The sequence below is a fragment of the Achromobacter sp. ACM05 genome (assembly GCF_019218915.1).
Taxonomy (GTDB): Bacteria; Pseudomonadota; Gammaproteobacteria; order Burkholderiales; family Burkholderiaceae_B; genus Achromobacter; species Achromobacter animicus.
The window spans coordinates 544,262-558,220 of the sequence record NZ_JAHUWQ010000002.1 but is presented as its reverse complement, the minus strand read 5'-3'; the positions used below and the strand labels follow the sequence as shown (position 1 = coordinate 558,220).

Below are 13,959 nucleotides of genomic sequence, written 5' to 3'. Positions count from 1 at the left end.
GGGTTCCTTGTCAGTCTGGAGGATCGGTACGCCCACATCGGTACGCGCACATCGGGACACGCACATCGGCAAGCCCGTCAGCCTTGCAACGGCGACACCGTCACGCCATCGCGCGTCTCGACAAAATGGCAGGCCACGTGATGCGCCGGCGCCACCTCGCGCAATTCAGGTTCACGGGTGGAACACAGCGCCTGCGCGGCCGGACATCGCCCCGCGAAGCGGCAGCCGGGCGGCGGATTGACCGGGTTGGGTGGATCGCCGGACAGCCTGACGCGCCGCGCCGCCGTTTCGCGGCCGCCCTTGACGGTCGGCACGGCAGACATCAGCGCCACGCTGTACGGATGCAGCGGCCGCGAGAAAAACGCCCGCCGCGAGGCCCGCTCGATGATCTTGCCCAGATACATCACGGCGATGTCGTCACACACGTGCTCCACCACCGCCATGTCGTGCGAGATGAAAAGAAACGACTGCCCCTGTTCGCGCTGGATGCGCCGCAGCAGATTCAGGATCTGCGCGCGGATGGCGATGTCCAGCGCCGACACAGGCTCATCGCAGACGATCAGGTCCGGCGCGCTGGCCAGCGCCCGCGCGATATTCAGCCGCTGCCGCTGCCCGCCGGAAAACTGGTGCGGAAACAGTTGCCGCTGTTCGGGCCGCAGCCCCACCAGTTCGAACATCAGCGCCACGCGCGCCTCGCGGCCGCCGGGCGGGTCGATGCCCATCAGGTCCAGCGGCGTGCGCACGATCTCCTCGGCGCGCTGGCGCGGATTGAGCGACGAGTAGGGATCCTGAAATACCAGTTGCAGGCGCCGCCGCATCCGCCGCAGCGCCGAGCCGCGCATCGCGGTCAGATCGCTGCCGTCGAAATGGATGCTGCCCCCCGTGGGGTCCGCCAGCCGCAGCACCGACAGCGCCGTGGTGGTCTTGCCCGAACCCGACTCGCCCACGATGGCCAGCGTGCGGCCGCGCTCCAGGTCGAACGACACGCCGTCCACCGCCCGCACCACCACCGGCTTGCCATCGCGCCCGCGCCCGCCCACCGGAAAATGCACCGACAGGTCGCGCACCGACAACAGGGATGACGACTGCGCCTGGCTCATTGCGATGCCTCCGGATAAAGCCAACAGGACACGCCCTGCCCGCCATCCAGCACGGTCATAGGCGGAAACTCGCGGCTGCAACGCGCCATGGCGCGGTTGCAGCGGTCGACGAACGGGCAGCCGACGCCACGCTCCCACACCGACGGCACCACGCCCGGAATCTCGGGCAGGTCGGGCCGCTCGTCATCGGGTTCGCGGTCCAGTTCGGGCAGGCAGGCGATCAGGCCCTGCGTGTACGGATGGCGCGGCTGCGCCAGGATCTGGCCGACGCTGCCCTGCTCCACCACCCGCCCGCCGTACATCACCACCACGCGGTCCGCCATCTCGGACACCGCGCCCATGTCGTGCGTGATCAGCAGCACGGCTGTGCCACGGCGCGCCTGCTGCTCGCGCAACAGGTCGAAGATCTGCGCCTGTACCGTCACGTCCAGCGCGGTGGTGGGCTCGTCGGCGATGAGCACGTCCGGGTCGCACGCCAGCGCAATCGCGATCATCACCCGCTGCCGCATGCCGCCGGAAAGCTGGTGCGGATAATCGTCCACGCGGCGCTCCGGCAACGGGATGCCCACGGACTTGAGCATCTCGATGGCGCGCTCGCGAGCGTCGCGCTTGGACAGTCCTTGATGCAGGCGCAGCGGCTCGCCTATCTGGTCGCCCACCGTGTACACCGGATTGAGCGCCGTCATCGGCTCCTGGAAGATCATCGAAATGTTGTTGCCCCGCACCCGGCGCATCGCCTCGTCATCGTGCATGGCGAGGTCGGCGCCGCGCAGGCGCACGTGGCCCGCGCCCACGCGCGCCAGCGGCGGAATCAGCCGCATGATGGCCAGCGCCGTCATGCTCTTGCCGCAGCCGGATTCTCCGACCAGGCACAGCGTTTCGCCTGGACGCAGGTCGAAGCTCACGTCGCTCAGCACTTCGGCCGCCCGTCCGCGCGTGCGGAATTCCAGGCTCAGGCCGTCCACTTCCAGCACGGGGGCCATGTCGGCGGCGTTCATGCCCGGCCTCGCGACGTTGGATTGAGCGCGTCGTTCAGACCGTCGCCAATCAGGCTGACGGCCAGCACGGTCAGGAAGATGGCTGCGCCGGGCAGCGTCACCGCCCACCAGGCGGTCAGGATGTAGGGGCGGTTGCTGCCGATCATCAAGCCCCAGCTCATCACATTGGGATCGCCCAAGCCAAGAAACGACAGCCCTGCCTCGAACAGGATCGCCGTGCCGATGGCCAGCGTGGCCGACACGATCAGCGGCGCCAAAGCGTTCGGCAGGATGACGCGCCAGATGATGCGCGCGTCTCCGGCGCCGATCACGCGCTCGGCAAGGACATACTCGCGCCGCTTGAGCCGCAGGAACTCGCCGCGCGCCAGCCGCGCCGTGCCGGTCCAGCTCACCACGCCGATGGCGACTGCGATGGTGGCGAGCGACGGGCTGAACAGCGTCACCAGCACCATCGCAAAGAGCAAGGTGGGCAGCACCTGGAAGAACTCGGTGATGCGCATCAGGGTCTCGTCGACCCAGCCGCCGTAATAGCCCGCCAGTGCGCCAACGGTGATGCCGATGGCCATGGACAGCACCGCCGCCACCACGCCCACCAGCAACGTTGCGCGGCCGCCGTAGATCATGCCGGTCAGCACGTCGCGGCCCAGGTAGTCGGATCCCAGCAGCAGCTCGCCGCCGGGCGGCTCCATGGGCGCCGCGGCGATTTCAAACGGGTCGGCGTGCATCAGCATCGGCCCGAAGATCGTGATGGCCAGGATCGTCGCCAGCAGCAGTACGCCGGCCAGCGCGCTGGGGTTGCGCGCGAACACGCGCAGCGCCTCATAGGTTGGCCGGGGCGGCGGCTTGGGCCGGGCGTCGGCGCCGGCGGCGCCGGGCAGCGCAATGGGTGCGGGTCTCATGATGTCTTGATCCGGGGATCGATCAGGCGATACGCCAGATCGGTAAGCTGGTTCATCACCACGACCAGCAACGAGGCAAAGAGCAGGATGCCGAGCAGCGTCGGATAATCACGGCGCAGCACGGAGTCGAACGCCAGGCGTCCCAATCCGGGCCAGTTGAAGACCGTCTCCACCAGAATCGCCCCGGCCAGCACGTTGCCAAACTGCAGGCCCAGCATGGTCACCACCGGCAGCACCCCGTTGCGCAGCGCGTGCTTGTACAGCACGGTGTTCTCGGGCAGCCCCTTGGCGCGCGCGGTGCGGATGTAATCGGCCTGCAACGCGTCCATGACGCTGGCCCGCGCCAGCCGGCTGTATTGCGCCAGGTACACGAAGGCCAGCGTAAAGGCGGGCAGCACCAGGTGATGCAGCACGTCCAGCGCGCCCGCCCAGCCATCCTGCGGACCGCCCGCCGACCGCATGTCCGACACCGGGAAGATCGGCCACACCGAGGCAAACAGGATGATGAGGATGATGCCGGTCCAGAACACCGGCGCCGAATAGCCCACGACCGACAGCAGCGTGATGCCTTGCGACAGCAGCCCATTGGGCTTGCGGGCGGCCAGTGTGCCCAGCAGCGTGCCGATCAGGAACGCCACCGTCACCGACGTCACCACCAGCAGCAGCGTGGCGGGCACGCGGTCCCAGATCAGCTGGGCGACCGGCACGTTGAAGAAGTAGGAGTAGCCCAGGTCGCCGCGCACGACCTGCCCCAGGTAGATGCCCAGCTGCGTGAGGAACGGCTTGTCCAGCCCATACTGCACCCGCAGCTGGGCGCGCAGTTCTTCGCTGATCCCGCCCATCGACCCCGCGATGGTTTCCACGGGGTCGCCCGGCGAAATATGAATCAGCAGAAAGTTCAGCGTCACCACGGCCAGCAGCAGGATCGCGGCGTAGACCAGGCGGCGCGAGAGATATCGCAGCATGTCGGCTCCCGCTACTGCACGGAGGTTTCATCCAGCGGCGACAGCAGGCCCCAAATGCCGGACGGCAGACCCTGCACCTTCTTGGACGACAGCGTGTGGTACGGAATGACGGTCAGGAAGTCGATCGGCACGTCCTCGGTCACCAGGCGCTGGAATTCCCCATACAGCGCGCGGCGCTTGTCCGCGTCGGTCTCGGTGCCCGCCTGTTCCAGCAGCGCATCGACCTTCGGATTCTTGTAGGACTGCGTGTTGGTCCAGATGATGTCGCGGATGTTGGACGACATGTACGTGCGATGCACGCCGATGACCGGATCGCCCCAGTTGAAGACGATGTCTGTGGTCATGTCGAAGTCCTTGCCGGCGATGCGCTTGGCCCAGGTCGGAAAATCCGGCGAGGCGCGCACCTGCACGTTGATGCCCACCTTCTTCAGCTGGCTGCGCAGGTATTCCGCGACGTTCTTGCCCTGCACGTCGCTGCCCGGCATGTAGTCCACCGTGAGCGTCATGCGCTCGCCCTTGCCGTCCTTCTTGAAGCCGGCCTCGTCCAGCAGCTTTTCCGCCTGCTTCAGGTCCAGCGGGTATTTCTTCACGTCGTCGCTGGCGAAGGGGCTGGTGCCCACGATGGGGCCGTGCGCCGGCGCGGCAAAGCCGGCGTTCAGCGCCTTGGTGATGAAGCCCTTGTCGGTCGCGTAGGCGATAGCCTGGCGCACCCGCACGTCGTCCAGCGGCTTGCGCGCCGTATTGAACGCCAACCAGCTCAGTGCGCCGATGCCTTCATAGCCTTTGTTGGTCATGACGATGGACGGATTGTCCTTGGCGCGGCGCAGGATCGTCGGCTCGGTCATGAACGGCAGCGCGCCGATGTCGCCACGCTCCAGCCCGATCAGCAGATTGGTCGCATCGGGATTGATCTTGACCACCACGCGGTCCAGAAGCGGCTTGCCCTTGATGAAGAACTTGTCGAAGCGTTCCAGCACGATCTCCTGGCCTGGCTTGAATTCCTTGAAGATGAACGGCCCGGAACCCACCACGTTCGCAGAGTTGCGCGGGTGCGTCTTCAAGTCCTGGCCGTCGCCGTAGATGTGTTTGGGCAGCACGGGCATCAGCGCCGGCGACAGCGCCAGCAGAATGGCCGGATGCGGCTTGCTCATGCGCAACACGGCGGTGCGCGCGTCGGGCGTTTCCACACTGTCGACAGGCGCGAACATGGTCTGGAACGGATGGTTCTGCTTGACAGCCATGATCGAGAACGCCACGTCCTCGGATGTCACGGGCTTGCCGTCATGGAAGAGCGCGTCGCCGCGCAGGTGCAGCGTCAGCGACTTGCCGTCCGGCGCCAGTTCCCACGACTCGGCCAGGTAAGGCTGCGGATTCCAGTCGGCGTCGTAGCGCAGCGGACTGGCAAAGAGCTGCGCACTGGGCAGCGCGGTGGCGGTGCCCGATTGCACTGCGCCGTTCAGATGCCGGGGCACCTGCGTGGAGCCGATGACAAGCGTGCCGCCGGCCTTGGGTGCATCCGCCGCGGCGGCGCCCCCCGCCATTGCAAACACTGACAGAATCGTGGCCAGGCCTAGTCTTGCGCTGCGCATGTGCTACCCCTTTGATGTTGTCGCGTGGACCATTCATGGATGGCTTGCGGTCTAGCGTAGTCATCCCCCGGATGCGCGCTTAGTACCAAACCGCCGGACTTGGTGGTGCCAGGCTTGCCCGCATTCAACTGCCCAGCGCGTGCGCGTACAGCGCCGCGACCGCGCAACTGTTGACGCGTGCCTCCATGGAGTCGGACCGGCTCGTCAGCAGCACCGGTACGCGCGTGCCCAGCACCAGGCCCGCCGCGCCGGCGCCCGCCAGCCACGTAAGTTCCTTGTAGAGCATGTTGCCGGCCTCGATGTCCGGCACGAGCAGGATGTCCGCGTCGCCCGCCACACGCGACACGATCCCCTTCTGGTCTGCTGCTTCGCGCGAGATCGCGTTGTCGAACGCAAGCGGTCCGTCGATATCGCCGCCGCGGATCTGCGACCGGTCCGCCATCTTGGACAGCGCCGCGGCATCCAGCGTGGCCGGCATCGCCGGATTCACCGATTCGGTGGCGCACAGCACGGCCACCTTTGGCCGCTCCACGCCCAGCGCGCGCGCCAGGTCGATCGCGTTCTGCGCGATGTCCGCCTTTTCCTGCAGCGACGGTGCGATGTTGACGGCCGCATCCGTCAGGATCAGCAGCTTCGGATAGGCCGCCACCGCCATCACGAAAGCGTGGCTGATGCGCCGGTTGGTGCGCAGTCCCGATTCGCGCGTCACCACCGCGGACATGAAATGGTCGGTGTGCAGGCTGCCCTTCATCAGCATGCTGACCGCGCCATCGCGCGCCAATGCCGCGGCGGCGCGGGCGGCCAGCAGTTCGTCGTCCGGCGTGTCGATGATTTCCATCGAGCCCGCACGCAGGCCTTCCTGCGCCATCAGCGCGGCGATGCGGCCGGCCGGCCCAACCAGCACCGGCTCGATGTAGCCGGCCTCGCTGGCCTGCACGGCGGCGCGCACGCTGACGGGACAGAGCGGATACGCCACCGCGGTGCGCAGCCGCCCGGCCGCCAGCGCGGCAACGCGCAGCGGCTCGAACAAACGGTCGAAAGCCATGTCTTCGCTCCTGCCGCGGCCGCGCGTGCGGCGGCCGGGTGAATGACCGGCGCGGATCAGGACGACAGAACTCGCCCCGATCCGCGCCGCGCGCGCCGGTCAGCGTCCGACCGGCTCGATCGGCAGCGGCACCTCGCCCGCCTGGAACGGCTGGTTCACGTACTTGCGGTACTTGTCCAGGAAGCGCACCGGCTGCTTGAGCGCATCGCGGCGGAACGGATCCCCCAGTTCCTGGCTGACCATCATTTCCAGCACGGTCGTCTTGCCTTCCAGCTGCGCCTGGCACGCGGCCTGCAACGCCGCGCCGACCTGGTCCGCATGTTCCACGCGGATGCCTTCGGCGCCCATGGCCCGCGCCAGCTCCGAGAAATTCGGATTGAGCAGGTTGCTGCCGACGAAACGGCGGCCGTAGAAGTCCACCTGGTTCTTTTTCTCGGCGCCCCACTGGCCGTTGTGAAACACCACCGCGGTCACCGGGATCTGCTCGCGCACGCAGGTCAGCAGTTCCTGGAAGCTCATGCACCAGGCGCCGTCGCCCACGTAGGCCACCGCCGGGCGGTCGGGTCGGCCAAGTTTGGCGCCGATCAGCGCGGGCAGCGCATAGCCGCAATTGCCGAAGCTCATGGCCGCGAGCATGGAATTGGGCTCGTCAAAACGCAGGTAGCTGTTGGACACCGAGCAGATGTTGCCGATGTCGGTGGACACCATCACATGCTTGGGCATCGCGCGTTCCAGCTCGCGCAGCATGCGGCGCGGGTGCATGCGGCCGCCGCCCTGCTCGATGATGTCCAGGCTCCAGTCGTCGCGCTCGTGCGACCAGCTGTCCAGCTCCTGTTCCCACTCGGCCTTCTGGGCGGCGATCTCGCTGGCGCGTCCTTCCTTGGTGCGCGTGCAGGCTACATCGCGTGCCTGCAACCGGGCCGTCAACGCGGCGGCGGCCGGCTTGGCGTCGCCGCAGATGCCCACCGACACCGGGCGCACCAGGCCCAGCATGCGGTGGTCGGCGTCGACCTGGATGATGCGCGCGTTCTGCGGCCAGTATTCCAGGCCATGCTGCGGCAAGGTGCCGAAGGGCCCCAGCCGCGTGCCCAGCGCCAGCACCACGTCCGCCTGCGACAAGAGCTTCATCCCCGCCTTGGCGCCCTGGTAACCCAGCGGGCCGCACCACAGCGGGTGACTGGCCGGGAAGGCGTCGTTGTGCAGATAGCTGGTGACGACAGGCGCGCCCAGCAGCTCGGCCAGCGCCACGCATTCGGCCTGGCCGTCCGAGAACAGCACGCCCCCGCCCGCCACGATGACCGGGAACTTGGCCTCGGCCAGCATGCGCGCCGCGGCTTCCAGGTCCTCCTCCGAGCCGGGGCCGCGACGGATGCGGCGCGGCTCCGGGATGGCCACGTCGATCTCGCCGTAGAAATAGTCGCGCGGAATGTTCAACTGCGCGGGGCCGCGTTCGGCCATCGCATTGTCGAACGCCTTGGCGGTGAATTCCGCCATGCGATCCGGCCGGTTCACGTGCGCCTGGTATTTGGTGATGCGCGAAAAGATCGGAAGCTGCTCGGTCTCCTGGAAGCCGCCCAGCCCCATGCCCGACGTGCCGGTCTCGGGCGTGATCGCCACGACCGGACTGTGCGCCCAGTAGGCGGCCGCTACGCCGGTCACAAAGTTGGTGATGCCGGGGCCGTTTTGTGCAATGCACACGCCGTGCCGGCCGGTCACGCGCGAATAGCCGTCGGCCATATGCGCCGCGCCCTGTTCGTGCACCGTCGGCACAAAGCGGATGCCGGCCGCGGGAAACAGGTCCAGCGCATCCATGAAGGCCGAACCGACGATGCCGAAGACATCCTTGACGCCCTGCGCGACCAGCGTCTCGACAAACGCTTCGCTGGGGGTCATGTGTTGCTTGCTGCTCATGGTCTCTCTCCTGGCGGGCCGGCGCTTGTCCGATTGCTGATTGGCCGGTGTGATCCGATACTGCGCCAGAAACCCGCGGCTTCCCACCCCCGCGCGTTCCATTTTCTGCAGTTTCTGTGCGAGGATGGGCAGCCGATCGCTGAAATCTCAATTATTGAAAGATGAAAGACGAATCCTCCGCCGCCCTGCGCGCGCTGACCTTGCTGGAACAGGTGGCGCGCTCGGCCCAGCCCGTGTCGCTGGCCGAACTGACCGAGGCCACCGGTCTGCCCAAACCCTCCGTGCTCCGGATCCTGTCGCGTCTGGTCGATGCCGGCATGCTGCTGCGCGAGCCCGCCGGTAAAAGCTATGTCAGCGGCCCGCGCCTGGGTGCGCTGGCCCGCGACACGCTGCTCAATTCGCCTTTGCGCGGCGAGCGCCATCGGATCCTGGACAGCCTGGTCGACGAAATCGGCGAGACCTGCAACTGCACCATGCTCGACGGCGACGAGGTCATCTACCTGGACCGCGTGGAAACCGCCTGGCCGCTGCGCGTCAACCTGCAATCCGGATCGCGCGTGCCGCTGCACTGTTCGGCCAGCGGCAAGCTGTTCCTGGCCTACATGCGCCGTGAAACCCGCCAGCGCATGCTGGCCGCCGCGCAACTGCCGCGCTACACGCCGAACACGCTATGCGATGTGGCATCGCTGGAAGAAGAGCTGCGGGTCATCAAGAAGGAAGGCGCCAGCTTCGACCGGGAGGAATTCCTGCTGGGCATCGTCTGCATGGCGGTGCCGATTCTGCACGGGTCGCGGGCGATTGCGGCCGTGGCGCTGCATGCGCCTGTGGCCAGGTTGTCGATCGATGGCGCCCGGGCGTGGCTGCCGCGCATGCAAGAGGCGGCGCGGGCACTGGCGGGGACGTATGAGGCGTCCGCGTAACGCCGTAAATCAGCCGTCGCGGTCCTTGTTTGCGGCGCCCGATTGCGCGCGCTCCTGACGGCGGTTACGTGCCCCTTCAATCTTCGCAAGCAGCGGCTGCTTCTTCTGGATGACGATTTCCAGATAGCGTTCCCGGGGCAGGACCAGCCTGATGACGGTGGGCAGCGCCTCGTAAGCGCGTTCCAGCACGTCCTTGACCATCGCATCGTCCTTGAGCTTTTCGGCCGACACGCTGAGCAGGCCGTCGACTGTCACGCGCTCGATGGTCTGCCAATGCTGCTCAACAAGCGCGCTGCCTTTTTCCGCCGTGGCGCCGGCCAGTTCCCGGCCCTTTTCCGCGGTGGCGCCTGCCAGTTCACGCCCCCTTTCCGCCGTGGCGCCCGCGAGCTCAAGGCTCTTGGCCCGCGCACTCGCCGCGGCCTCGCCCAACTGGGCTTTTGAGCTTTCGAGCGCGCCTGCCGTGCGGCTGGTCAGCGCCTTTGCCTTGACGGCTGCGCCTTCCCGTAGCGCCTTCAATTTGTCGAACATGATCCACCCTGGCGTCGATTGCTTGTTGTGATCGGGTCAGGCCCGCCCCGCAGCCGGCCATGCCCGTCGGCAGATCATACCCACTCAGGCTTTACACTAGCGCGCAACTCAGCCTTTTTCCGATCCCTTGCGGGATCCGCCCCGCCGTGACCGACACCGCCTTTTCCTCCCTCCCCCTCCTGCCGCCCCTGCTCGAAAACCTGAAAACCCTGGGTTTCGAACAGATGACGCCGATCCAGGCGCAGGCCCTGCCGCTGATTCTTGAACGGCGCGACGTGATCGCGCAGGCCAAGACCGGCAGCGGCAAGACCGCCGCGTTCGGCCTGGGCGTGCTGCAGAACCTGGACGTGAACCGCCTGGTCCCGCAAGGACTGGTGGTTTGCCCCACCCGCGAACTGGCCGACCAGGTCGCGCAAGAGCTGCGGCGGCTGGCGCGCCTGATTCCCAACGTCAAGATCCTGACGCTGTGCGGCGGCGCCGCAGCCCGGCCGCAGGCCGAATCGCTGGCCCGCGGCACGCATCTGGTTGTGGGCACGCCCGGCCGCATCCAGGACCACCTGGAACGCGGAAGCCTGGACCTGTCGGGGCTGAATACGCTGGTGCTGGACGAAGCCGACCGCATGGTGGACATGGGCTTTTACGACGACATCGTCGCCATCGCCTCGCACTGCCCCGCCAAGCGCCAGACGCTGCTGTTCTCGGCCACCTACCCCGACAACATCCGCAAGCTCAGCGCGCGGTTCCTGCGCAACCCGGCCGAGGTCAAGGTCGAGGCGCAGCACGACGCCAGCCGCATCGAGCAGATTTTCTACGAGATCAACGAAGGTGAACGCCTGGATGCGGTGGCAAAGCTGCTGGCGCATTTCCGGCCGGTGTCCACCCTGGCTTTCTGCAACACCAAGATCCGCAGCCACGATCTGGTGGAACGCCTGCAGGCCGAAGGCATCAGCGCGCAGGCGCTGAACGGCGACCTGGAACAGCGCGAACGCGACGAAATCCTGATCCAGTTCGCCAACCAGAGCTGCGCCGTGCTGGTCGCCACCGACGTGGCCGCGCGCGGGCTGGACATCCAGAACCTGGGCGCGGTCATCAACGTGGACGTGACGAAGGACACCGAGGTCCACGTGCACCGCATCGGCCGCAGCGGCCGTGGCGATCAGAAGGGGCTGGCGCTCAGCCTGTGTTCGCCCGAAGAGATGCGTTGGGCCAACCTGATCGAGCAATACCAGGGCGCGCCGCTGAAGTGGGCCGACTTGAAGTCGTTGCGCCCCAAGGCCGATCGACCGCTTCGCGCCCCCATGGTCACGCTGAGCATCCAGGGCGGCAAAAAGGACAAGCTGCGTCCCGGCGACCTGCTGGGCGCGCTGACCGGCGACGGCGGCCTGACGTTCGAGCAGGTCGGCAAGATCAACATCACCGAGTTCAACTCGTACGTGGCCCTGGACCGGCAGATCGCCAAGCAGGCGTTCTCGCGCATTTCCAACAGCAACATCAAGGGACGGCGCTTTCGCATGCGCTTTCTGGAAGAGTTCTGAGCGAATTGCTGCCGAAGCGGATTGAAGGCGGGTTTACACCTTGGCGTTCTTTCCGCCCCGCAAGCGACGGCGGCGCTGACGCCGCCGGTCGCGCTATGGCGTCTTCAGCGCCAATAGTGCCTTGGCAGCCTTGGCGGCGGCTGACGTGCCGGTAAAGCCCGCCAGCCAGCCGCGCAGGTCCGCATCCGCGACAGGATGCGCATGGCGCAGCGACTCATCCAGCAGCACCGTGAGCAACGATCCGATACCGCGTGCTTTGTGATCCAGGTGGGGCAACAGGCCGCCCAGCACAGCGATGACGGCAGCAGGCGCCAGCGTCGCCGCGTCGGTGAAGGACGCCGCCCAGCGCGTGAGTACGATCGCCGGCGCGCAGGCGGCGTAGGCTTGCGCCGCGACCGTTGCGTCCACGCGATGCGGGATCACGGCCGCAAAGACTTCCACCGCTTGCGCGCGCACCTCGGACTGCTTGGCCGACATTCCCAGGGCCAGCAACTGGACCGTTTCCAGCTGCCAGACGCCCGGATGCACGGCCAGGACGCGTAAGACGGCAGGCGCCCGATGCTCGGCCTCATCGCCCGCCGCCGCGTTCATGATCTCCACGCTGGCCACGGCCAGCGGCAGGGTCGATGCCGGATTGGCCAGGCCGAGTTCGGCGCAGACCAGCGCGTGGGCGTCGACGCCTTCCTGGTGTTGCGGCGGGCCTGACGGAATCAGCGCTGGCTGCGTGGCCGTCGGCGCCTCGGCAGGCTCGGCATGGACCACCGGACTCCACCACACCCACCGCGGCGAGCCATCGGCCTTCAAGGCGCTCGATCCGCGACTGCGCCACTCGATCCGCACCGAATCGGTGATCTGCGGCCCCGCGCCGCCGGTCGCCTCGACCACCCTCGCGCGGTCCTCGGGATGTACGCGCAACAAGGCCTGCACGAGATCGACCGGGAGCGGCGCGCCGCTGTCCCTGCCTGCCGCGAATCGGGCCAGCAGGACATCGGCGTCGATCCAGCCCTGCGTGTCGGTGGGCGTGGCCAGCAGCGGCCGGCGCGGCGCCCTGCCTTGAACGATCTCGACCACCTCGCGCAGGCGGGTAATGAAGCTGGGCAGGAGGGACGATTGCTCGGCGCTCGGCAGCGGCTGGGGTTCGCCCACGTTCTCATACACCCACTCGCCGTTGACGACTTGGCTGGTGGTTTTCTGCCAATACTTTTGCGGCAGGAATGGGGCCTTGGGATCGTGCGCCGCCAGCAGCAGTGCCGCCGCGTAGTGCTGGGCGTCGCGCTCCGCCAGTTGGCGTGCGCGCTTGGCCAAGGGCGCGACGGTGGCAGCCACTTGTCCGGACGTTGCCAGCCACGCCAGCGCCAGCTCGAATTCCAGCACGTCGGCGGGCGCTTCCAGCAGCACCGCATAGCGTTCAAGGGCGTCAGTGTCGGTCCACGGGCGCAGCGGCCCGGGCGAGGGCAAGCCGGTCGGCATGTTTGACGGGAGATGCGCATGGGCGCCTTCCGCGGCCCCATCCGGCAGCAGGACGGCCACCGCCGGCGCCAGCGCGTCGCGCTGCTGCTGCGCCAGATCTGTCCGCCCCAGCTTCGCCAGCGCCTTCACCGCCGCCCGCTGCACGTCGGCATGCGGATGCGCGAGGCCCAGGGTCAGCGCCTTCGCCACGGATTCGGGTTCGGCACGCGCCTGCGCGCCCAGCGCCTCCAGGATGCGCACCACAGACACCCCAGCGGCCTTCGATCCCGAGAAAGCGCCCCCGCAGGCGTCCACGAAGGGCGCGGCGTCGAGCAGACCCTGCTTGTGCAGCGCTTCGAACTGCTTCACGGCCAGCGCGACCGTGGCCGTGATCGGCGAGCCCAGACTCTGGCGCAGCAGCGGCTGGTCCGCCGCTGCCTCGTCGGGCGCGGGGGCCAGCGTTACGTACAGACGCGAGAACCAGCCGGCGCGATAGGCGGAGAAATCCCGGTTGAGCGCCTCCAGGCAGCTGCGCAGCACGCGGCGACGATCCAGCGTGCCTTCGTTGGTCAGCAGCACGACCGTGTTGTGCCAGTTCAATTCCTCACGCGAGAACTTGTCGATGTTGGCGAGCGAGATCTCGCCGCCGCCCTCCACCTCGAAGATCCGCCAGAACGCCCCATCGCGCAGCGCATGATCGTGGCGCAGCATGAAGAGGCGCACTTCCTGTTCCTGCCGTCCGCCCAGCCCGCCGACCATCGCCAGCACGTAGTCATCCGTAGGGTCGACCTGCAGCCCGTTGAATAGCTCGTTCAGGCGGATCGGCAAAAAATTCGGGCGCTGGGACCAGCCCTGCGCCATCTCGCGCAAGCGCTTGGGCGAGGCCTGCACCGCGCGCATGTCTTCCGACTGCACGCCCAGCATGGCGTCGTACAGCGTGCGCAACGTTGCGCCCTCCTCGATCAGCCGCGCCGTATCGCGGTAGAAGTCCCAGAGGTTTTTGTAGGGGGTCATGCGAGG

The 13,959-nt window shown here is 67.5% G+C and carries 11 protein-coding genes; 2 read left to right on the top strand and 9 right to left on the bottom strand.

The features are described 5' to 3' along the window. Positions 1–77: 77 nt before the first annotated feature. From KW836_RS13455 to xsc, 7 genes are all read right to left on the bottom strand, one after another. Positions 78–1,100 carry an ABC transporter ATP-binding protein gene (locus KW836_RS13455; protein WP_218343589.1) on the bottom strand — a complete coding sequence of 341 codons (1,023 nt, stop codon included), beginning with the start codon at positions 1,098–1,100 and terminating at the stop codon, positions 78–80. Continuing rightward, positions 1,097–2,098 (bottom strand): ABC transporter ATP-binding protein, encoded by a 1,002-nt coding sequence (locus tag KW836_RS13450; protein WP_175121870.1) that lies wholly within the window; start codon positions 2,096–2,098, stop codon positions 1,097–1,099. The genes KW836_RS13455 and KW836_RS13450 overlap by 4 nt, the downstream gene beginning before the upstream one ends. After that, on the bottom strand, positions 2,095–2,997 hold the full coding sequence (locus KW836_RS13445; RefSeq protein WP_175121871.1) for an ABC transporter permease: 903 nt from the start codon (positions 2,995–2,997) through the stop codon (positions 2,095–2,097). The genes KW836_RS13450 and KW836_RS13445 overlap by 4 nt, the downstream gene beginning before the upstream one ends. Continuing rightward, on the bottom strand, positions 2,994–3,962 hold the full coding sequence (locus tag KW836_RS13440) for an ABC transporter permease (protein ID WP_175121872.1): 969 nt from the start codon (positions 3,960–3,962) through the stop codon (positions 2,994–2,996). Before KW836_RS13440 ends, KW836_RS13445 begins: the two co-directional genes overlap by 4 nt. Positions 3,963–3,973: 11 nt before the next feature. Continuing rightward, on the bottom strand, positions 3,974–5,551 hold the full coding sequence (locus KW836_RS13435) for an ABC transporter substrate-binding protein (protein WP_218343588.1): 1,578 nt from the start codon (positions 5,549–5,551) through the stop codon (positions 3,974–3,976). Positions 5,552–5,675: 124 nt separating this feature from the next. After that, a complete protein-coding gene (locus KW836_RS13430; protein WP_175139206.1) occupies positions 5,676–6,596 on the bottom strand; it encodes a bifunctional enoyl-CoA hydratase/phosphate acetyltransferase in 921 nt (306 codons plus the stop codon). A 99-nt stretch (positions 6,597–6,695) separates the two neighbouring features. After that, positions 6,696–8,507 (bottom strand): sulfoacetaldehyde acetyltransferase, encoded by a 1,812-nt coding sequence (xsc, locus tag KW836_RS13425; protein ID WP_218343586.1) that lies wholly within the window; start codon positions 8,505–8,507, stop codon positions 6,696–6,698. Positions 8,508–8,668: 161 nt separating this feature from the next. On the opposite strand from xsc, the gene KW836_RS13420 reads away from it, so the two are divergent. Next, a complete protein-coding gene (locus tag KW836_RS13420; RefSeq protein WP_175139204.1) occupies positions 8,669–9,427 on the top strand; it encodes an IclR family transcriptional regulator in 759 nt (252 codons plus the stop codon). A gap of 9 nt (positions 9,428–9,436) precedes the next feature. On the opposite strand, the gene KW836_RS13415 is transcribed toward KW836_RS13420, so the two are convergent. Further along, the gene (locus tag KW836_RS13415) at positions 9,437–9,955 is read right to left on the bottom strand and encodes a hypothetical protein (protein WP_218343585.1); all 519 of its coding nucleotides are present in this window, start codon (positions 9,953–9,955) and stop codon (positions 9,437–9,439) included. Positions 9,956–10,101: 146 nt separating this feature from the next. Here KW836_RS13415 and dbpA point away from each other — a divergent pair, with 146 nt between their 5' ends. Beyond that, positions 10,102–11,490, top strand: a complete 1,389-nt coding sequence (gene dbpA / locus KW836_RS13410; protein WP_175186141.1) for an ATP-dependent RNA helicase DbpA — start codon at positions 10,102–10,104, stop codon at positions 11,488–11,490. A gap of 93 nt (positions 11,491–11,583) precedes the next feature. Here the strand turns inward: dbpA and KW836_RS13405 are convergent, their stop codons facing one another. Beyond that, entirely contained in the window at positions 11,584–13,953 is a 2,370-nt protein-coding gene (locus tag KW836_RS13405) for a DUF6493 family protein (protein WP_218343584.1), read from the bottom strand. Positions 13,954–13,959 lie beyond the last annotated feature (6 nt).